This is a genomic window from Escherichia sp. MOD1-EC5990, assembly GCF_002965285.1.
Lineage (GTDB): Bacteria > Pseudomonadota > Gammaproteobacteria > Enterobacterales > Enterobacteriaceae > Escherichia > Escherichia coli_F.
Genome location: NZ_PTRV01000015.1, coordinates 40,749 through 60,384, shown reverse-complemented (window position 1 = coordinate 60,384; position 19,636 = coordinate 40,749). Strand labels below are relative to the sequence as shown.

The 19,636-nt window shown below is 49.9% G+C and carries 19 protein-coding genes and 1 pseudogene; 5 read left to right on the top strand and 15 right to left on the bottom strand.

The window, feature by feature from the left end; genetic code table 11:
* The first annotated feature begins 73 nt into the window (after positions 1 to 73).
* Complete coding sequence (ybdL, locus tag BEB42_RS17350; protein ID WP_105267478.1) at positions 74 to 1,234, top strand: methionine-oxo-acid transaminase; 1,161 nt, start codon at positions 74 to 76, stop codon at positions 1,232 to 1,234.
* Here the strand turns inward: ybdL and BEB42_RS17345 are convergent, their stop codons facing one another.
* The 4 genes and pseudogenes from BEB42_RS17345 to dsbG all read right to left on the bottom strand — a co-directional run bounded on the left by BEB42_RS17345 (position 1,235) and on the right by dsbG (position 5,048).
* The gene (locus BEB42_RS17345) at positions 1,235 to 1,864 is read right to left on the bottom strand and encodes an IbrB-like domain-containing protein (RefSeq protein ID WP_000528558.1); all 630 of its coding nucleotides are present in this window, start codon (positions 1,862 to 1,864) and stop codon (positions 1,235 to 1,237) included. It lies immediately after the preceding gene.
* Positions 1,837 to 3,047, bottom strand: a pseudogene (locus BEB42_RS17340) (phosphoadenosine phosphosulfate reductase). Before BEB42_RS17340 ends, BEB42_RS17345 begins: the two are co-directional and overlap by 28 nt.
* 144 nt (positions 3,048 to 3,191) lie before the next feature.
* Positions 3,192 to 4,094 carry a DNA-binding transcriptional repressor CitR gene (gene citR, locus BEB42_RS17335; protein WP_001353365.1) on the bottom strand — a complete coding sequence of 301 codons (903 nt, stop codon included), beginning with the start codon at positions 4,092 to 4,094 and terminating at the stop codon, positions 3,192 to 3,194.
* Positions 4,095 to 4,301: 207 nt separating this feature from the next.
* Positions 4,302 to 5,048 (bottom strand): thiol:disulfide interchange protein DsbG, encoded by a 747-nt coding sequence (dsbG, locus tag BEB42_RS17330; protein ID WP_024218662.1) that lies wholly within the window; start codon positions 5,046 to 5,048, stop codon positions 4,302 to 4,304.
* Between the two features lie 372 nt (positions 5,049 to 5,420).
* Between dsbG and ahpC the strand changes: the two genes are divergently transcribed.
* The gene (ahpC, locus tag BEB42_RS17325) at positions 5,421 to 5,984 is read left to right on the top strand and encodes an alkyl hydroperoxide reductase subunit C (protein WP_000052796.1); all 564 of its coding nucleotides are present in this window, start codon (positions 5,421 to 5,423) and stop codon (positions 5,982 to 5,984) included.
* A gap of 170 nt (positions 5,985 to 6,154) precedes the next feature.
* Entirely contained in the window at positions 6,155 to 7,720 is a 1,566-nt protein-coding gene (gene ahpF / locus BEB42_RS17320) for an alkyl hydroperoxide reductase subunit F (RefSeq protein ID WP_000887629.1), read from the top strand.
* A gap of 121 nt (positions 7,721 to 7,841) precedes the next feature.
* On the opposite strand, the gene uspG is transcribed toward ahpF, so the two are convergent.
* From uspG to citC, 11 genes are all read right to left on the bottom strand, one after another.
* Positions 7,842 to 8,270: a universal stress protein UspG gene (uspG, locus tag BEB42_RS17315; RefSeq protein ID WP_000278505.1), complete on the bottom strand. Its 429-nt coding sequence runs from the start codon at positions 8,268 to 8,270 to the stop codon at positions 7,842 to 7,844.
* Between the two features lie 123 nt (positions 8,271 to 8,393).
* Positions 8,394 to 8,483, bottom strand: a complete 90-nt coding sequence (gene yldA / locus BEB42_RS27210; protein WP_349813939.1) for a small membrane protein YldA — start codon at positions 8,481 to 8,483, stop codon at positions 8,394 to 8,396.
* Between the two features lie 142 nt (positions 8,484 to 8,625).
* Positions 8,626 to 9,036 (bottom strand): nucleoside diphosphate kinase regulator, encoded by a 411-nt coding sequence (gene rnk / locus BEB42_RS17310; protein ID WP_000089731.1) that lies wholly within the window; start codon positions 9,034 to 9,036, stop codon positions 8,626 to 8,628.
* A gap of 229 nt (positions 9,037 to 9,265) precedes the next feature.
* A complete protein-coding gene (rna, locus tag BEB42_RS17300) occupies positions 9,266 to 10,072 on the bottom strand; it encodes a ribonuclease I (protein ID WP_001353364.1) in 807 nt (268 codons plus the stop codon).
* A gap of 113 nt (positions 10,073 to 10,185) precedes the next feature.
* Positions 10,186 to 11,649 carry a citrate/succinate antiporter CitT gene (citT, locus tag BEB42_RS17295; RefSeq protein ID WP_000050323.1) on the bottom strand — a complete coding sequence of 488 codons (1,464 nt, stop codon included), beginning with the start codon at positions 11,647 to 11,649 and terminating at the stop codon, positions 10,186 to 10,188.
* 50 nt (positions 11,650 to 11,699) lie between these two features.
* Entirely contained in the window at positions 11,700 to 12,578 is an 879-nt protein-coding gene (citG, locus tag BEB42_RS17290) for a triphosphoribosyl-dephospho-CoA synthase CitG (RefSeq protein WP_000062465.1), read from the bottom strand.
* A complete protein-coding gene (citX, locus tag BEB42_RS17285; RefSeq protein ID WP_000550421.1) occupies positions 12,553 to 13,104 on the bottom strand; it encodes a citrate lyase holo-[acyl-carrier protein] synthase in 552 nt (183 codons plus the stop codon). Before citX ends, citG begins: the two co-directional genes overlap by 26 nt.
* 3 nt (positions 13,105 to 13,107) lie before the next feature.
* Positions 13,108 to 14,640, bottom strand: coding sequence for a citrate lyase subunit alpha (citF, locus tag BEB42_RS17280; RefSeq protein WP_000192245.1), 1,533 nt, complete (start codon positions 14,638 to 14,640; stop codon positions 13,108 to 13,110).
* A 10-nt stretch (positions 14,641 to 14,650) separates the two neighbouring features.
* On the bottom strand, positions 14,651 to 15,559 hold the full coding sequence (gene citE / locus BEB42_RS17275) for a citrate (pro-3S)-lyase subunit beta (RefSeq protein ID WP_000622357.1): 909 nt from the start codon (positions 15,557 to 15,559) through the stop codon (positions 14,651 to 14,653).
* The gene (gene citD, locus BEB42_RS17270; RefSeq protein WP_000700703.1) at positions 15,556 to 15,852 is read right to left on the bottom strand and encodes a citrate lyase acyl carrier protein; all 297 of its coding nucleotides are present in this window, start codon (positions 15,850 to 15,852) and stop codon (positions 15,556 to 15,558) included. The genes citE and citD overlap by 4 nt, the downstream gene beginning before the upstream one ends.
* A gap of 14 nt (positions 15,853 to 15,866) precedes the next feature.
* Positions 15,867 to 16,925, bottom strand: a complete 1,059-nt coding sequence (gene citC / locus BEB42_RS17265; protein WP_000467698.1) for a [citrate (pro-3S)-lyase] ligase — start codon at positions 16,923 to 16,925, stop codon at positions 15,867 to 15,869.
* A gap of 379 nt (positions 16,926 to 17,304) precedes the next feature.
* On the opposite strand from citC, the gene dpiB reads away from it, so the two are divergent.
* Together dpiB and dpiA are read left to right on the top strand one after the other, a co-directional pair.
* On the top strand, positions 17,305 to 18,963 hold the full coding sequence (gene dpiB / locus BEB42_RS17260; RefSeq protein ID WP_001353363.1) for a sensor histidine kinase DpiB: 1,659 nt from the start codon (positions 17,305 to 17,307) through the stop codon (positions 18,961 to 18,963).
* Positions 18,932 to 19,612 carry a two-component response regulator DpiA gene (gene dpiA, locus BEB42_RS17255; RefSeq protein WP_000126500.1) on the top strand — a complete coding sequence of 227 codons (681 nt, stop codon included), beginning with the start codon at positions 18,932 to 18,934 and terminating at the stop codon, positions 19,610 to 19,612. The genes dpiB and dpiA overlap by 32 nt, the downstream gene beginning before the upstream one ends.
* Positions 19,613 to 19,636 lie beyond the last annotated feature (24 nt).

Here is a 19,636-nt window from a genome sequence, read left to right as displayed (position 1 = left end):
AACGTCTTGATTGCCAAATACTAGCATCGTGTTATAGTGGCTTCAACACGCAACTTTGTCAGGCACAATAAAAATGACAAATAACTCTCTGATTCCACAAAGCAAACTTCCACAACTTGGCACCACTATTTTCACCCAGATGAGCGCACTGGCGCAGCAACACCAGGCGATTAACCTGTCGCAAGGCTTTCCTGATTTTGATGGTCCGCGCTATTTGCAGGAACGGCTGGCGTACCACGTTGCCCAGGGAGCAAACCAATACGCACCCATGACCGGCGTGCCGGCATTACGCGAGGCGATTGCTCAGAAAACGGAACGGCTGTATGGCTATCAACCAGATGTCGACAGCGATATCACCGTAACAGCAGGGGCGACGGAAGCGCTGTACGCAGCGATTACTGCATTGGTGCGCAATGGCGATGAAGTGATTTGCTTTGATCCCAGCTATGACAGTTACGCCCCCGCCATCATGCTTGCGGGTGGAATAGTGAAACGTATTGCACTGCAACCACCGCATTTTCGCGTGGACTGGCAGGAATTTGCCGCATTGTTAAGCGAGCGCACCCGACTGGTGATCCTTAACACCCCGCATAACCCCAGTGCTACTGTCTGGCAGCAGACTGATTTTTCCGCTTTGTGGCAGGCAATTGCCGGGCACGAGATTTTTGTTATTAGCGATGAAGTTTACGAGCATATCAACTTTTCACAGCAGGGCCATGCCAGTGTGCTGGCGCATCCGCAACTGCGTGAGCGGGCGGTGGTGGTGTCATCGTTTGGCAAGACTTATCATATGACCGGCTGGAAAGTGGGTTATTGTGTTGCGCCTGCGCCCATCAGCGCCGAGATCCGCAAAGTGCATCAGTATCTGACTTTTTCGGTGAATACCCCGGCGCAGCTGGCCCTTGCCGATATGCTGCGAGCAGAACCTGAACACTATCTTGCGTTACCGGACTTTTATCGCCAGAAGCGCGATATTCTGGTGAACGCCTTAAGTGAGAGTCGGCTGGAGATTTTACCCTGCGAAGGCACTTACTTTTTGCTGGTGAATTACAGCGCGGTTTCTTCGCTGGATGACGTTGAGTTTTGCCAGTGGCTGACGCGGGAGCATGGCGTGGTGGCGATCCCGCTGTCGGTATTTTGCGCCGATCCCTTCCCCCATAAGCTCATTCGTCTCTGTTTTGCCAAGAAGGAATCGACGTTGCTGGCGGCAGCTGAACGCCTGCGCCAGCTGTAATTATTTTACTGTCCAGGCGCGGGAATATTGACGGTCAGCAAATAACTCTTGCAGGCCGTTAATTTGTTTCAGGCGCAACACTTCGTCGCTGTCCATACCCAGCTCTTTGCCGATTTTATTGTCGTCCCATCCCAACTGGCTGAGTTCACGAACGATTTCTGACATGGCTGTGATTTGGTGGCGTCCACGAGCGCGGTTATGACGAATAGTCGCGGCGATGCGTTCGTTACGTGTTCCTTCCAGACAGGTAACCGGTAAATATCCTTTTAATCGCATTTTTAACGTGTTAGAGCCTTTACCAATTTCATGACGGTGAAAGCCATCCACGATTTCCAGAGCATTTTTATCTGTGTGCGTGACCACAATAGGTTGGGTAAAACCATCTATCTCAATGGATTTTTGTAACAGTTTTTTCTCGGGCGGTGCCACATTGTTTGGGTTGTAATCATTTGGCATAAGTTGGCTGTTTTTAACCCACAGAACACAATCTACTGGCTCTTCACGAAAGGGGCTAACCTGATGGATCGCCAGGCGGATTTCGTTAATCGCTTTGATGCGATCGTCTTCCGGCAAGCTGGCGAGAAATTGGGTTAAATCCTGCGTTAATTGTTGTTGCATAGTATTCCCCACTCCTGACGTTTTACTTTTATCCGTTCGTTATAACGCTGATAATTCTTCGCTTTGGTTGGGCTAAATGATAATGCCCGACACCAGTAATCGTTATTCAGTAACACCTTGCAAATTCGCCGCCAGGAGGGGATATCTTTCGCGCCAATGTCCCCGTGCTGGGTCTGTGGCACCTCGACACCTTTTTTCTGATACCAATGCAAGTAAATGGCAATTTTGTTGCGGTAATGCTCAGCCGTTTTCTCCGGCATGCTATCAAGCAGCAATAATGCATACTCTTGCCAGTCTAAATGCTCTGGTTTGAGGATTTTCCGATGACCATAAAAATGATTGTCATGTCCGGCGTAAATGCCGCCACTTTTTACCCCGCTAACTCGTGCGCACATAGCAGCCCAGCGATCCGGTTCGATAACGTGATAGAGCCATAATCCTTGCCGTTGCTCCGGGCCAAAAGGTTCGCAAATTCGCATATGACGCCTGCCTGATACATGATATTATACAATGGGTTACATAGGGCTTTATGATTAGCATACCAGGTCCAGATATCAGCTACTTTCCAGTCGTAGATGGGGTAAATGTACCAGCTGTGACCGCCTGGTGCGGCTGTGGTCCAGGGCTTATCATCGGCAAAACGTTGTTTACTTAAACTGGCGATGGCGACAAAACGGTTGTAGGACTCATCCGCACGGATGCCGATCATCATCGCCGCCGGACGTTTTTGTGAAAACCATTCGGCAAACTCACGTACAAATTGTTCGAAGGTCATGCCTGGCTGGTAAAAGGAGAAAAAGTCAGGATCGGTTATCGCTTCTTGCGGGGGCTGACGCACCCATTCGACATCAGATTCCCAGCACTGCCATTCTGGTTGGTATTGTGAAAGGGAATTTTGCGTCTTGAGTGGGAGTGCTACCCAGTAAAACTCTTCAATAACGTCGGTATACAACTCGCGTAACGACTGTACATAGTCGATGGTACAAGAGAACTGTGCTTCCCAGTCGATAAACAAAACGCAGATTTTTTTTCCCAATTTTCTGGCAAGTTCGGCGGTAAGATGCAGCATTAATCCGGAATCTTTACCCCCCGAAAAAGAAACGCAAACACGGGGCAAGGTGTTAAGTGTCCAGGTAATACGTTCCTGTGCAGCTTCTAAAATATTCAGCGGAAGAGGGATTTTATAAATAGACATCTGAAAACGCTCTCTGAACGTTACTGGGTGACTCGTGAGATGAATCCGCTAATTATAGGGTAAACGAAGCAAGATAGAGCACATTATTTTATATTTATACAATGAATTCATTGTATAAATATAATATTATCCATTGATGATTAATCAGAAGCTATCATTTAAGCGGTCTATGAAACGGGAGAAGACCAGATTATTTAACGAGTATTTGTTATAGGAAATATAAAGCTTGACCGCAGGAAGAGGATGCTTCAACTTTATTTCTTTTAGTTTCAGGAAATTGCGATGTAAATCGTACAGCTCGGTAGGGACAATTCCCAATAAGTCAGTAACAGAAATGCTATTTATTATGGTGAGTAAAGAGGAACTGCGAAACGAAATTTTACGGTTCATAAATCGTTCGTCTATGTCTACTTGAATTTCATCAATTCCTGCTGATTTAGATATTAGCAGGGTGAATTCTTCGGCCATAATTTGTTCATGGGTACTGGTATCAGTAATACGAGGATGTTTATTGCTACAAATAAGAGAATTGCGAATGGTGTGTAATGGCATACAGATGACGGAGCGGCTAATCACCGGCTGTAGCGTGATTGCCAGGTCAGCTTTGCGTTGAACTAACAATTCTTCGGCGTTTTCAGCTGAAAGCAGTATGTCATGGCATTCTATATCGATTGAAGTATCTTGTCTTAGACAGCGGATTAGCATGTTGTTATTACTACAAGAAATAAGCTGAGGACCGTAGATAATAAAATTTTTCTTCAGCTCAGACTTATTAACGATATTGATCGTTTGTTCAAGGCCTCGGAGATTTTTCTCAAGATGGTGATGCAGATTTAACCCTGTTGTAGTCGGCGCGATACCTTTCCCTGAGCGGATGAATAACGGGTCATTAAATTGCGCGCGTAAACGTTGTAACGACTGACTCACGGCAGATGGCGTTATATATAATGATTCTGCTGCTTTGCTAATGCTGAGGTGTTGATAAATGCACTCAAATATGACCAGTAAATTGAGGTCGAATTTTTTTAAATCATAAAGATTAGCCATAACATACTCCGTTATATTATCTTGTCCATAAATCATTCTTGTAATCAATGATTCTACTGTTTTATTTATATTTGTTATGTTTTATTACTTAACTCTGGATTAAGTTTTTCTAAAGTAACACAGTTGTCAGGAGGGGAAGAAGCAATTCATGCGTTTTTAGAATGGTTGAAAAGCAAGGATGTATTTCAACCACCCATGAATTATCTTCTATTTATTTCCCATAATGATATTAAGCGTTTTCTGATCGGGCAACCCCACGGCCTGTTGCAGCGTATTTTCCTTACTCATGTAATAGATAGCCGGTGTGACATTTGCCCCCAGATCGTCCATGAGTTTCTCGTTGTCGCTTAACACTTTCATTTGCTCTGTACTTACGTTTGTAGGCACATTTAGCTTAAGTTTGCCGCCAGAGGCTTCATATTCTTGCCAGGTTTTTGAGGGATCTTTAGAGGCCAGAATTGCCGCGGCTGTCGCCGGACTTTCTGGTTTGATAACCCCAACCAACAATGTTCTCAACTGTACTTTGCCAGAATCAACCCACGGGCGCGCCTGCTGCCAGAACTGTTTACAATATGGGCAGAACGGATCGGCGAAAACGTAGACTATGACTGGCGCGTCTTTTTTACCGTCGAGGAGCCAGTGCGATTGTTCCATCCGTTGCCACATTTCGCGTCCGGCTGGCGCATAAATTTCTTTTTCGATAAGCATGTTACTCAGGTTTTCACCTTTCTCGTTGTACATGTAACCAGAGATAGCGTGCTTACCATCTGGAGTCAGGTAGATGGTGACGCCCATATCCTGATACTTGCCGAGATAACCTTTCATTCCGCCGGGGGCATCGAACGTTTTGATGATCTTAATACCCTGTTTTTCAATCGCTTTTACCGGAGCAGGAAGTTCCTCTGCAAAGGCGATTGTAGGAAGCAGAGCCAGTAAAAGTATCTTTTTTAACATTAATTTGTCCTTTTCAGTCAGTGCAAAAATGGAGTAAAAGGCATAACCTATCACTGTCATAGGTAAGAGCTTAGATCAGGTGATTGCCCTTTGTTTATGAGGGTGTTGTAATCCATGTCGTTGTTGCATTTGTAAGGGCAACACCACAGCCTGCAGGCAGGCGCTGAAGATACCAAAGGGTAGTTCAGATTACACGGTCACCTGGAAAGGGGGCCCATTTTACTTTTTATCGCCACTGGCGGTGCAAAGTTCACAAAGTTGTCTTACGACGGTTGTAAGGTAAAACTTATCGATTTGATAATGGAAACGCATTAGCCGAATCGGCAAAAATTGGTTACCTTACATCTCATCGAAAACACGGAGGAAGTATAGATGTCCTTGATTAACACCAAAATTAAACCTTTTAAAAACCAGGCATTCAAAAACGGCGAATTCATCGAAATCACCGAAAAAGATACCGAAGGCCGCTGGAGCGTCTTCTTCTTCTACCCGGCTGACTTTACTTTCGTATGCCCGACCGAACTGGGTGACGTTGCTGACCACTACGAAGAACTGCAGAAACTGGGCGTAGATGTATACGCAGTATCTACCGATACTCACTTCACCCACAAAGCATGGCACAGCAGCTCTGAAACTATCGCTAAAATCAAATATGCGATGATCGGCGACCCGACTGGCGCCCTGACCCGTAACTTCGACAACATGCGTGAAGATGAAGGTCTGGCTGACCGTGCAACCTTCGTTGTTGACCCGCAGGGTATCATCCAGGCAATCGAAGTTACCGCTGAAGGCATTGGCCGTGACGCGTCTGACCTGCTGCGTAAAATCAAAGCAGCACAGTACGTAGCTTCTCACCCAGGTGAAGTTTGCCCGGCTAAATGGAAAGAAGGTGAAGCAACTCTGGCTCCGTCTCTGGACCTGGTTGGTAAAATCTAAATTTCCTTTGTCTTTCGCGCTACCAACTCCGGCGCGAAATACTTCGGAAATTCACCTAATTAATCGGGTGCTGCGGCACCCGATTTTCTTCCCCGCACCATGATGCAAGCTGCATCCAGGTAGCCGCAGAGGCCGCTTGCATGATGATGTTTAAAGCCCAGGAGATAAACATGCTCGACACAAATATGAAAACTCAACTCAAGGCTTACCTTGAGAAATTGACCAAGCCTGTTGAGTTAATTGCCACGCTGGATGACAGCGCTAAATCGGCAGAAATCAAGGAACTGTTGGCTGAAATCGCAGAACTGTCAGACAAAGTCACCTTTAAAGAAGATAACAGCTTGCCGGTGCGTAAGCCGTCTTTCCTGATCACTAACCCAGGTTCCAACCAGGGGCCACGTTTTGCAGGTTCCCCGCTGGGCCACGAGTTTACCTCGCTGGTACTGGCGTTGTTGTGGACCGGTGGTCATCCGTCGAAAGAAGCGCAGTCTCTGCTGGAGCAGATTCGCCATATTGACGGTGATTTTGAATTCGAAACCTATTACTCGCTCTCTTGCCACAACTGCCCGGATGTGGTGCAGGCGCTGAACCTGATGAGCGTACTGAACCCGCGCATCAAGCACACTGCAATTGACGGCGGCACCTTCCAGAACGAAATCACCGATCGCAACGTGATGGGCGTTCCGGCAGTGTTCGTAAACGGGAAAGAGTTTGGTCAGGGTCGCATGACGTTGACTGAAATCGTCGCCAAAATTGATACTGGCGCGGAAAAACGTGCGGCAGAAGAGCTGAACAAGCGTGATGCTTATGACGTATTAATCGTCGGTTCCGGCCCGGCGGGTGCAGCGGCAGCAATTTACTCCGCACGTAAAGGTATCCGTACTGGTTTGATGGGCGAACGTTTTGGTGGTCAGATCCTCGATACCGTTGATATCGAAAACTACATTTCTGTACCGAAGACCGAAGGCCAGAAACTGGCAGGTGCGCTGAAAGTTCACGTTGATGAATACGACGTTGATGTGATCGACAGCCAGAGCGCCAGCAAACTGATCCCGGCAGCGGTTGAAGGTGGCCTGCATCAGATTGAAACAGCTTCTGGCGCGGTACTGAAAGCACGCAGCATTATCGTGGCGACCGGTGCAAAATGGCGCAACATGAACGTTCCGGGCGAAGATCAGTATCGCACCAAAGGCGTGACCTACTGCCCGCACTGCGACGGCCCGCTGTTTAAAGGTAAACGCGTAGCGGTTATCGGCGGCGGTAACTCCGGCGTGGAAGCGGCAATCGACCTGGCGGGTATCGTTGAGCACGTAACGCTGCTGGAATTTGCGCCAGAAATGAAAGCCGACCAGGTTCTGCAGGACAAACTGCGCAGCCTGAAAAACGTCGACATTATTCTGAATGCGCAAACCACGGAAGTGAAAGGCGACGGTAGCAAAGTCGTAGGTCTGGAATATCGAGATCGTGTCAGCGGCGATATTCACAACATCGAACTGGCCGGTATTTTCGTCCAGATTGGTCTGCTGCCGAACACCAACTGGCTCGAAGGCGCAGTCGAACGTAACCGCATGGGCGAGATTATCATTGATGCGAAATGCGAAACCAACGTCAAAGGCGTGTTCGCTGCGGGTGACTGTACGACGGTTCCGTACAAGCAGATCATCATCGCCACTGGCGAAGGTGCCAAAGCTTCTCTGAGTGCTTTTGACTACCTGATTCGCACCAAAACAGCATAAGAAGAAGTAAGATTCACCTGCAATTGCTTAGCCGCCGGGGTCAAACCTGGCGGCTTTTTTATTGCAATAAAAAGCCCCGCCGGGATGGCTCCGGGCAGGGCGACATAAATACTTTTATCTATTAGCGAACGACCAGCACCGGCAGATTGGCGTGGCGGATAACGCTTGAGGCGTTAGAACCTAACAGATGGGTCGAAATCGATGGGTTGCGCGAACCGATAACGACAACATCAGCCCCCAGTTCTTCTGCCAACTCATTGACTTCATCCCGCACACTACCAAAACGGACATGTTGTTTAATGCGGGAAGGATCGATGGTGAAGTGGCTGACCATCGTTTGCAAACGTTCTTCTGCTTCATGTTGCAGATGCTCTTCAAAACGGCGCACATCAGCGGCAAAACGGTGCAGGCTCAGGCTGGCTGAGCCTGGTAGCACGTGAAGTAGATGAATAACTCCATCATCCTGGGCGAGGAATTCAGCGTGGCGAACAGCTTTGTCGCTCAATTCCATTTCAAATACATCCACTGGCATAATGATTGTTTTGTACATAAGCATTCTCTCCTTGTTTTTGCATGTATACATAACAGCACATTATTGATTATGAATCTATGATTTGCGAGGCTGATTCGATCTGAATTTGCGATTGATCTGGAAAATAAATAAAACCAGGTACTACCAGCGTTGTTCAAGGTATAGCACTGCAGCAACAATAATAGCTGCTATAAATATATAAAACGCAGTGATACTGAGAGCTTCGCTCATATGGGGTTCCGCAGATGAATAACCAGTTCAGATTAGAATGCTGTGCTTAAGAGCAAAATGATAAATCTGGTTGATATTTGAGCGGAAAGAGGATGCGAGTGCATCCTCTGGGCAAAGCGAGTTGTCGCTTGTGCAGATGGGATTAAAGCAGGTAGTCGCCAGCAGCTTCTGGCTGGTATTCGAGTTCCAGCACTTCAAGGTGGGTTGCAACGCCGCCCGGAAGTTCCCAGTGAATGGAATCGCCAACGCGCAGCCCCAGCAGTGCGGCACCTACCGGAGCCATAACAGAAAGCTGAGTATTGCTGTCAGTCATTTTAGCCGGATACACCAGCGTGCGCACACGCACTTCGCCATCGCTAAGATTGCGGAATTTAACCCGGCTGTTCATTGTCACCACGTCGTGTGGCATCTCTTCTGGCGAACACATTTGGGCGCGATCCAACTCTGCGTTTAACGCGTCGGCGATTGGCAAACCAGCATAGGCAGGTTGCTCCAGCAGAATATCGATGCGTTCGGCATCCAGGTCGTTAATGATGATAGTTGGTCTGGACATTTTTACTCCATGTCGTCGGTACTGCGAGTGTCGCAGATAAACATACCCAAAAGAAAACCCTCACCGTCAGGCGGCGAGGGTTTAACTCACATGATGATACTGACTGTTGCTCACTCTTTGAAGTGATTTGCATCACATTCAGGGAATTCCTCAATGCAGCGCATTATGTATAAATCTTAATCGTCATGGTTTATGGAAGACGAATTAGCGTGTTTTGTAAATCAGATGATTAATAACCCGCTTTATCAATCACAAAGGTTTTGCCACAGTTGCCTGGGTGTGGTTGCGGCAAGAATGAGTTTGCAGAAAGCGGAGCGTTGATGGCGTCAGCTTTGATTGAAATCTGAATTTCAGTCAAATACGCAGGGTTACCCTGGCACGTTAGCTTAACGGCTTTCACGTTCTCTTTTCCCCAGCTTTTGGCAAAGGCGGCGTCAAAGTCACGGCGGCTCACTGTCTTACCGTAGTTATCCGCAAGGAATTTTCCGGCTTCGCTCTCTTTAATTTCTTGATTCAGGCGTACCATCGTGCCGAAGTATGCGTCTGGATCAAAACCAAAGCAGGCACCGTGTTTGGCATATTCGTAGCGTTCCAGGCAGGAACGTCCGCCAGCTCCCGGCATGACTTCATTTAGTTTAGCTGCCGTTTCCAGCGATAACCCGGTTTCCGGCGATGAACACATCCGGCTGGCGCGCGCCTCTGGTAGATTCGGGATTGGGCGAGTAGCGCAACCAAAGCGCATCCAGCGTCGTTCATCAACACCACGGGCCGCAACCGATTTAGGCAATCCCGGCCATAGACCATGTACGGTCAGAAAATCAGCTTTGTTGGTCGTTTCGGTTTGCAGGCGACATTCATCTCGTTCGTTACGATTTCGATCGTGTTGACTCTGGCAAAATCCGGTTTGCCAGGAGAGGGCCAAGACATAGCGATCAAAATCGCCATACTGTTTTGCCTGCAACGCCACGGCGTTGGCAGAAGAGAAGGGAAGCAGAGAAACCGCGAGCAACGCGGCGTTACGCCAGAATGCTTTCATAATGGGTGTGGAACTCATACATACACTGAATACTATCTATTAAATCATAAAAAAGCCCGCCAGGTGGGCTTACCTGGCGGGCGTGATGATTTATTCAGCGTTTGGCGAACGTATTAGTTCCACATGGCGAGAATCGGCCAGCCAACCAACAGCAACATAGAGATGTAAATCACCCCGAAGATTGCACCAAGTCGCCAGTAATCTTTTGATTTCACATAGCCGCAGCCGTAAATAATCACCCCAGGACCGGTTGCATACGGCGTCAGACAGCCCATGATACCGATAGACAGCACCAGCAGGATACACAGTTGTTCCATTGGTACGCCCGGAATACCTTTACCGACGGCCAGAATAACCGGCAGCATGGTTGCGGTGTGCGCAGACAGGCTGGCAAACAGGTAGTGCGCAAAGTAGAACACCAGAACCAGTACAATCACCGTTGCGTTTGGTGAGAATCCTTCCAGGTGCGTACTCATGGTACCGGCGAACCAGTCAATAAAGCCAGAACGAGTCAGGCCATTAGCCATCACAACCAAAGTTGCCAGGTTGACCAGCGTGTTCCATGCGCTGTTATAGCGGGTAATGTCTTTCCACGGCACAACGTGCAGGGCCAGCATTAGCGAAACTGCCAGCAGACCTACCGCAGTAGCATTAATGACTTCACTGCCAAATACCCACAAACCTAAGCTGAGCAATACAAGGCCAATCAGCGTCCACTCTCTGCGTGTCAGCGCACCCATGGTTTTTAGTTCATCACCCGCCCAGGTTGCTACTTCTTCACTGTGTGTGATTTCCGGTTTGTAAAGCACGTAGGAAAGCCACGGCGCAATGATAAGTAAGATAACGCCAACCGGCAGGAAGCAGAGGAACCACTGCAACCAGCTAATCTGGATGCCGGCAATTTTGCTGACGAACTCCAGACCCAGCACGTTTGGTGCCGCACCGGTGACAAACATGGACGAACTCAGACTGGTACTAATGACCATCATCCACATCAAATAGCCGCCAATACGACGCGCGGACGGATCGTTCGGGAATGATTTAAACAGCGGCGGCAGGTTTTTAATGACCGGAAAAACCGTACCCCCGGTACGCGCGGTGTTGGACGGTGTAAACGGTGCCAGCAGAATGTCGATAATGACTATCGCATAACCTAACGTCAGCGTGCGTTTGCCCATGAATTTCACCAGGAAAAGGGCAATGCGACGACCTAACCCGGAAACTTCATACCCTAATGCAAAAATAAATGCGCCAAATACCAGCCATACCGTGGTGCTGGAAAAACCAGCCAGACCCCATTTCAGCGCCTGTTTTTGCGCATTAAACGCTGGGTCAGCTAATTCTTTGGCATCAAAGAGAAGGTAATTACTGCCAATAACGCAAATAGTAACCGCAATAAAACTGATCGCTGTTGCCGGAATTGGCTCGAGGATCATGCCGACAATCATTGCCACAAACACAGCGAAGTAATGCCATGCCTGCGGTGGCATACCGTCGGGGACAGGGATAAGAAACATGACGCCCATCACCACCAGTGGGGCCAATAGTTTCCATATATTATCTTTTGCTAAAGACATACGGGTTCTCCGAAAATTAATATTTCCAAATTTATCAAGTGCTTAAATAATTAAATCTGTGCTAAAAACCAGGTAAGGATCAGCAGGTCGGCACTGCCGCCTGGACTGAGATTTCGTTCGATACACTCCCTGTCGAACTGCCGGAGATAATCGAGATCGGCGGGGGTTCGGATGCCCCCTTTTTGCAATAATGTTTGCGCCTTGCGCTGTAGCCAGCGCAGGCCCCCCTCGCCACCGCGCGATGCAACGTTGGTATCGCCGTTGATCGCCATCAGTAGGAGTAAGGTATCGAGCAATGCCAGTTCAGGATCTAACCCCTGATCCAGCAGAGTGAGGTAATGCGGCAGGGCGTGGTTGATCACCAGTGGATAACCCGCTTCGGCTTCACCGCGTGCGCCGGTAAGGCCTAGCTGCTGGTACAACCGTTGACCTGCCGTCAGTTGTGGATTATTGGTACGCAGTTCGCGATCGGTCAGGCCACGGCAGAAACTTGCCGCCGTCGCACAAATGGTTATTGGCGTTACCGACTGGTTGAGTTGAAGCAAACGGCCAATTGCCGCACACAGTAGCCCTAAAGAAAAAATGCTGCCTTTATGCGTGTTTACGCCCGCAGTGGCGCGGAACATATCACCTTCGCAAGCCATACCAATTGGGCGTAATCCGTGGAGTACTGCTTCGGGGGCCATTTCTGCACTACAGGCACCAAATTCAATGAAACGGGGTAACCAGCCCTGAATCGCCAGCGCGCTTCGGTGGAAATCTTCCAGTGCCATATCTTTGTGCGCACCGCAGTTAATGCGATCCACGAGGCCAGGTTTTGGTGACAGATTGACTTCAGTCAGCATGGCGCGCCAGCCCAGCAGGGCGTACTCATCGATTAATGACGTCGCAAGCTTGGTGGTTTTAGTTGACGTTGCAGGCATCGACATCGTTCAGCAGCGCCTCCATGCGGTTGAGTAAATCGGTCAGTTGATGGTTTTTTCCGCGCGCGCAAACAGCTGCGCTTTGCTCGCACAACAGGCAGCGGCGAGGCGGCAGTGAATAGTCGCGGCGGGAGAGAATTTCGCCTTCGGGTGTCAGGACATCGATATCCCATAACCGCCCGAGAGGATGACTATGTTCAAGCTCAATGGTGGCGAGCTTGAGGTCGCGAGCCGGGGCGGCAATGCTCAACATGCCCTCCGGCCCGCTGGCGGAAACCAGTGCAGCCTGCTCCTGAATTTGCCAGCCCTGTTTTGCGGCTAAGGCACGCAAGGCTGTCACGCCATGATTAAAAATTCGGCGTGTGACCTCGCTGTCTTTAATCGGCCCAGGCGCAACCACGGTAAAGGAGACCAGTGGAACAGGATGGCGCTTGAGCCAGACGTGTTGCCGTGCTTGCCTTTCATCCCGGCTGACGAGCAGCTCGGGAATTGACACCGCATGGTGGCTGGCGAGTTCAGGAAGCAGGTGCATGGCTTATTCCTTCACCTGATGCACAACATCGATCACCGAGCCATCGCGGTAACGCACAACGGCAACGACGCGGTCGGTGAATTCAATCGGCTGTGGTTCACCGGTCAGCAGACGCGCACGTTCACGCAGCCACTCAATAGAAACCACTTTGATCCCCGCTTCCTGCAGACGTTCTGCCAGTTCCGGACGTGCCGGGTTAACTGCGATACCGTGGTCTGTGACCAGAATATCGACACTGGAGCCCGGGGTGATGCAGGTCAGCACGTTATCCACCAGAGTCGGAATACGACCGCGTACCAGCGGTGCGACGATGATGGAAAGTGCAGAGGCAATCGCGGTATCGCAGTGACCACCGGAAGCGCCACGCAGTACGCCGTCAGAGCCGGTCAGCACGTTAACGTTGAACTGGGTGTCAATTTCCAGCGCGCTCAGTACCACCACGTCGAGACGATCAACCGATGCACCTTTTGAACCCCAGTTAGCGTACTGGTTGGCGCTGATTTCGATGTGATTGGGGTTACGGGCCAGCGATTGTGCAGCGTGGCTGTCAAAGCTCTGCACATCCAGCAGTTTGCGGATCAGACCTTTTTCGTGCAGATCAACCATCGTTGCGGTAATACCACCGAGGGCGAAGTCAGCGCGAATATCGCGGCTACGCATTTTGTCTTCCAGGAAACGGGTTACCGCCAGCGATGCGCCGCCGGTGCCGGTCTGCATGGAGAAACCTTCTTTGAAGTAGCCAGAGTTAACAATCACATCCGCAGCGCTACGGGCAATAAGCAGTTCGCGCGGGTTAGTGGTCATACGGGTAGCACCAGCGCCGATTTTTGCAGCATCGCCAACGCGATCAACTTTGACGATCAGATCAACCTGATCTTGCTCAATGCTTGCCGGATTATGCGGATAAGGCAGCAGTTCTTCGGTAAGCATCACGACCTGTTTTGCGTTGTCGGCATCAACCATTGCATAGCCGAGGGAGCCGCAGCAGGCTTTACCGGTGTAGCCGTTGGCATTACCGAATTCATCACAGGACGGGACGCCGAGGAAAGCCACGTCGATATTCAGTTCGCCGCTCTGTACCAGATGCACACGTCCGCCGTGAGAGTGGATTTGCACCGGTTCCGCCAGCAGACCACGGGAGATTTCTTCCGCCAGTGGACCGCGCAGGCCAGAGGTATAAATGCGGGTAACCACGCCCTGGCGAATGTGTTCTACCAGCGGCGCATGGCAATCACTCAGGGAGCTGGAGGCCAGAGTCAGGTTTTTAAAGCCCATCTTCGCGATGACGTCCATCACCATATTGACGGTCAGGTCACCGCCACGGAAAGCGTGATGGAAGGAAACCGTCATGCCGTCCTGTAAACCAGAGCGACGAATCGCTTCTTCCAGGTTGGCGCACAGTTTGCGATCGCGCGCTTTTTCAGCCTGGTAGGTTTGCTTTGGCGAGTTCTGGAAAGCGGCAAGATCGCATTCAGCGCGACGATTCCAGGCCGCTACCCGTTCTTGTCGTTGAGATTGTTCAATTTTCTGCGTCATTTTGATTGCCTTATTCTTCGCGGATGCCGGAAAGTTCTGCACGGGAGAGCACCAGACGGGCGCGATCGATAACCGGACCGTCCACCATCTTGCCGTTCAGGGAAACCACGCCGAGGCCTTCGCGAGCGGCGGCTTCAGCGGCTTCTACGACGCGGCGGGCGTGATCCACTTCTTTCTGGGTCGGTGCGTAGAGGTTGTGCAGCAGATCAATCTGACGCGGGTTGATCAGCGATTTGCCGTCAAAGCCCAGCTGTTTGATGTGGGCGGCTTCTTGCAGGAATCCGGCTTCGTTGTTTGCGTCAGAATAGACGGTATCGAACGCCTGAATACCCGCAGATCGCGCGGCCTGCAAAATGGAGCAGCGAGCGAACAGCAGTTCAGTTCCTTCCGGGGAGCGTTCTGTACGCAGGTTGCGCACATAGTCTTCTGCACCGAGGGCGATACCGATCAAACGCTCGGAAGCGTGAGCGATTTCCACTGCGCGGGTAATGCCCAGCGGAGATTCAATCGCCGCCAGCAAGCCGGTACTGCCGGGTTCACGACCACAGGCTTTTTCGATACGCAGGATCTCTTTTTCGATATCCAGAACATCCTGAGCGGTATCGGTTTTCGGCAGACGCACAACGTCCGCACCACCGCGAACGACGGCTTCCAGGTCGTTGACACCCCATTCGGAATCCAGCGCGTTTACACGCACAATGGTTTCAATATCGCGATACAGCGGATGTTGCAGCGCGTGGTAAACCATGCGGCGGGCGGTGTCTTTTTCACGCAATGCTACGGAGTCTTCGAGGTCAAACATCAGGGCATCAGCCGGGTAGATGAATGAGTTGCTGACCATCGCGGCATTGGCACCAGGCACAAACAACATGCTGCGGCGGGTGCGAGTTTTACGTTGTTGCAGCGAAGCGGAAATCATTGGCAATCCTCCCATGGCAGAGCCGGGATACCGCTGGCGCGTGCCAGCAGGGCTTCCAGTCGTGCACGTAAAATGCAGTCCAGTGCGCCTTTGTCATCGACATTCAGCTGTACGCCGCGCACGTTGTAGCGGGCGAGAACGTCCAGAATGGTGGTGCGAATGGCATCGCCAAACTGTTTCTCAACGCTGCTGTTGATTTGCAGGTCGATATCCTGCGTATCGAGTGGGGCGATGCGTATCATCACATCCCCAGACTCAAGGGTGCCTGCAACGGCGGGCTGGTTTATTTTCATTTTTCACCTGTTTCTCATGCGGGGGTCTTTTGACGAGCTGCCGCGTCCTGGCGGGAGTGCTCAAGCAGGTTCTGCAAATAATGCAGCGTGACTGCAGGGACCAGCGGCGCGATAGCCGTGAGATCGTTTTTCGCCAGCAGTTGACGTACCCGGGAAGCGGATATCGGCATCTCCTGGTAACGCAGCCGCTCAATTTCAACCAGTTCGATGGGCGGTGCGGAGATAGTCGGCGTTTCCAGCCAGTAGCGCATATCCTGGTTGTACTGGGCGGTAACGCGACAAAAGGGTTCAGTACCGACAAAGCGGTGAGTTACACCCAGCGCGGGAGCGAGGTACTGACGGAAAATCTTCAGATCAATTTCGGTGTAACAATGGTTAATGACGCTCTGTTCTTTAATGAAGTAGCAAGGGAACGTAGCGCGGGAGATGATGTATTCGGAGCCGCGATGCACAGTCAGGTGTGGAATATCGGCGGTGCCTTTTAACACCAGATCCAGCCGGTCTTCATAGGGAAAGCGTGAAGAATCTTCTTTAACTAAAAACAGATGCAACCAGTCGCACTGTGCTGCAGCCTGTTGAATCAGATAACGGTGACCATTCGTAAAGGGATTGGCGTTCATCACAATGCAGCCAATCTTGTTCCCTGGATGACGAAATTTTTTCAGCGATTCGGCATAGCGTTTCAGTCGCGTGGCGCTGTTTTCCATCAGCACCATCACGCCGGGTACACTGGTCAGCGTGGAAAAACCGCACTGGCGGAACAGCGCCTCGTATTCGGTTTTGGTATAAATAAACAGATGTGTGCTGTGCCGCTCATAGGCGAGGTTTATCAATTCAGTGGCTAATGTCAGCGCCAGTCCTTCACCGCGAACGGATTCACTGATAGCAACGCATTTAATAATATTTCCGGCAATTCCACCGCACGCGATAAGCTTTTCATCGCGGGTTACGGTAATAAATACTTCGACTGTGGTGTCAACGCTCAAATCATTTTCATGCAGGAATTGGGCGATTTCCGCCATTTTTTTATTTTCTGAACGTTTTACACGGGTGAAAATATCATTGCCGAACATAATAAATAGTATCCTGAAGGTGCATGTTGTTATCGATTTGCAACGAATGTTGTTCGATGTTGCAAACTGATAACCTTTTATTTTCACTTGGGAGAAAGGGGGGCGATCGAGGTATATCTTTTTCTCCTTTCGCTATACATCCTAAGGAGTATTGCAGCGTGAAATTTTGATTTATTTCACATAGAGTTAGTGGTTTTTTATTTATTTAATGGTTTTAAGTTTTTTAATTAATGTAATTACGAAATGACCCGCAGGTTTAAGTGATTTAATTGATTTAATGAATAAAATTTGCCACGATTATATTTAATATCTATGTATTTTGATTCAACATTTTAATTACATCCGTCAAAGAGGCTCGGGACAACCCGCAAGGAAAACAATGTTGCAGCTTAACGAGAATAAACAGTTTGCATTTTTCCAAAGACTGGCATTTCCGCTGCGTATCTTTTTGCTGATTCTGGTGTTCTCAATATTTGTCATTGCAGCCCTGGCGCAATATTTTACGGCCAGTTTTGAGGACTATTTAACGCTTCATGTGCGCGACATGGCAATGAATCAGGCAAAAATTATTGCTTCTAATGACAGTATCATCAGCGCAGTGAAAACGCGTGACTACAAGCGACTGGCGACCATCGCTAACAAATTACAAAGAGATACTGATTTCGATTATGTCGTGATTGGTGACCGGCACTCGATCCGCCTTTACCATCCTAATCCGGAGAAAATTGGTTATCCTATGCAATTCACCAAACCGGGCGCGCTGGAGAAAGGGGAGAGCTACTTTATCACCGGGAAAGGGTCAATTGGCATGGCGATGCGTGCCAAAACGCCAATCTTTGATGACGATGGAAAAGTCATCGGCGTGGTGTCGATTGGCTACCTGGTGAGTAAAATCGATAGCTGGCGGGCTGAGTTTTTATTACCGATGGCTGGCGTGTTTGTCGTGCTGTTAGGGATTCTGATGTTGCTGTCGTGGTTCCTGGCCGCGCATATCCGTCGGCAAATGATGGGCATGGAGCCAAAGCAAATCGCACGCGTGGTCCGTCAGCAAGAGGCGCTGTTTAGTTCGGTTTATGAAGGGCTGATTGCGGTGGATCCGCACGGTTACATTACCGCCATCAATCGTAACGCAAGAAAGATGCTGGGGCTGAGTTCCCCCGGACGGCAATGGTTGGGTAAACCCATTGCTGAAGTGGTCAGGCCCGCCGATTTCTTTACCGAACAGATTGATGAAAAACGTCAGGATGTGGTGGCGAACTTTAACGGTCTGAGCGTTATTGCCAACCGGGAAGCTATTCGTTCTGGTGATGATTTGCTGGGGGCCATTATCAGCTTTCGTAGTAAAGACGAAATATCCACCCTCAATGCACAACTGACGCAAATTAAACAATACGTCGAGAGCCTGCGCACATTGCGACACGAGCATCTCAATTGGATGTCGACGCTCAATGGTCTGTTGCAGATGAAAGAGTATGATCGCGTGTTGGCGATGGTGCAGGGGGAGTCTCAGGCCCAGCAACAGCTTATTGATAGCCTGCGCGAGGCGTTTGCCGATCGCCAGGTGGCGGGGCTGCTTTTTGGTAAAGTGCAGCGCGCCCGCGAACTGGGGCTAAAAATGGTCATCGTCCCCGGAAGTCAGCTTTCGCAACTGCCGCCAGGACTGGACAGCACCGAGTTTGCAGCCATTGTTGGCAATTTACTTGATAACGCCTTCGAAGCCAGCCTGCGTAGCGATGAAGGAAACAAGATCGTTGAATTATTCCTCAGCGATGAAGGCGATGATGTGGTGATTGAAGTCGCCGATCAGGGCTGCGGCGTTCCAGAGTCTCTACGAGACAAAATATTTGAGCAGGGTGTCAGTACGCGTGCTGACGAGCCCGGCGAACATGGCATTGGGTTGTACTTGATTGCCAGCTACGTAACGCGCTGCGGTGGTGTTATCACTCTCGAAGATAATGATCCCTGCGGTACCTTATTTTCAATCTATATTCCGAAAGTGAAACCTAATGACAGCTCCATTAACCCTATTGATCGTTGAGGACGAAACGCCGCTGGCAGAGATGCATGCGGAATATATTCGTCACATTCCCGGATTCAGTCAGATATTACTGGCGGGAAACCTGGCGCAGGCCCGAATGATGATCGAGCGTTTTAAGCCGGGGCTAATCTTGCTCGATAACTATCTTCCTGACGGTAGAGGGATTAATTTACTGCATGAACTGGTGCAGGCGCATTATCCCGGCGACGTGGTGTTTACCACTGCAGCCAGTGATATGGAAACGGTGTCTGAAGCCGTACGTTGTGGTGTATTTGATTATCTCATTAAGCCAATTGCCTATGAACGGCTGGGGCAAACGCTAACCCGTTTCCGCCAGCGTAAACATATGCTGGAAAGCATTGATAGCGCCAGCCAGAAGCAAATCGATGAGATGTTTAATGCCTATGCTCGCGGTGAACCCAAAGACGAACTGCCGACCGGCATTGACCCCTTGACGCTAAACGCGGTGCGAAAACTGTTTAAAGAGCCTGGTGTGCAACATACGGCAGAAACGGTGGCGCAGGCACTGACTATCAGCCGCACCACTGCCAGACGTTATCTTGAATATTGCGCCAGCCGCCATCTGATTATTGCTGAAATTGTTCACGGCAAAGTTGGCAGACCGCAACGCATATACCACAGTGGGTGACATGATAAAGCCGGAGGAAGCTTG

Coding starts and splice junctions, on each gene's coding strand:
- dsbG (WP_024218662.1), bottom strand. CDS start 5,048: ATGTTAAAAAAGATACTTTTACTGGCTCTGCTTCCTACAATCGCCTTT.
- rnk (WP_000089731.1), bottom strand. CDS start 9,036: ATGTCCAGACCAACTATCATCATTAACGACCTGGATGCCGAACGCATC.
- citX (WP_000550421.1), bottom strand. CDS start 13,104: ATGCACCTGCTTCCTGAACTCGCCAGCCACCATGCGGTGTCAATTCCC.
- rna (WP_001353364.1), bottom strand. CDS start 10,072: ATGAAAGCATTCTGGCGTAACGCCGCGTTGCTCGCGGTTTCTCTGCTT.
- ahpC (WP_000052796.1), top strand. CDS start 5,421: ATGTCCTTGATTAACACCAAAATTAAACCTTTTAAAAACCAGGCATTC.
- citC (WP_000467698.1), bottom strand. CDS start 16,925: ATGTTCGGCAATGATATTTTCACCCGTGTAAAACGTTCAGAAAATAAA.
- yldA (WP_349813939.1), bottom strand. CDS start 8,483: ATGAGCGAAGCTCTCAGTATCACTGCGTTTTATATATTTATAGCAGCT.
- citF (WP_000192245.1), bottom strand. CDS start 14,640: ATGACGCAGAAAATTGAACAATCTCAACGACAAGAACGGGTAGCGGCC.
- citE (WP_000622357.1), bottom strand. CDS start 15,559: ATGATTTCCGCTTCGCTGCAACAACGTAAAACTCGCACCCGCCGCAGC.
- citG (WP_000062465.1), bottom strand. CDS start 12,578: ATGTCGATGCCTGCAACGTCAACTAAAACCACCAAGCTTGCGACGTCA.
- ahpF (WP_000887629.1), top strand. CDS start 6,155: ATGCTCGACACAAATATGAAAACTCAACTCAAGGCTTACCTTGAGAAA.
- citD (WP_000700703.1), bottom strand. CDS start 15,852: ATGAAAATAAACCAGCCCGCCGTTGCAGGCACCCTTGAGTCTGGGGAT.
- dpiA (WP_000126500.1), top strand. CDS start 18,932: ATGACAGCTCCATTAACCCTATTGATCGTTGAGGACGAAACGCCGCTG.
- uspG (WP_000278505.1), bottom strand. CDS start 8,270: ATGTACAAAACAATCATTATGCCAGTGGATGTATTTGAAATGGAATTG.
- ybdL (WP_105267478.1), top strand. CDS start 74: ATGACAAATAACTCTCTGATTCCACAAAGCAAACTTCCACAACTTGGC.
- dpiB (WP_001353363.1), top strand. CDS start 17,305: ATGTTGCAGCTTAACGAGAATAAACAGTTTGCATTTTTCCAAAGACTG.
- citR (WP_001353365.1), bottom strand. CDS start 4,094: ATGGCTAATCTTTATGATTTAAAAAAATTCGACCTCAATTTACTGGTC.
- citT (WP_000050323.1), bottom strand. CDS start 11,649: ATGTCTTTAGCAAAAGATAATATATGGAAACTATTGGCCCCACTGGTG.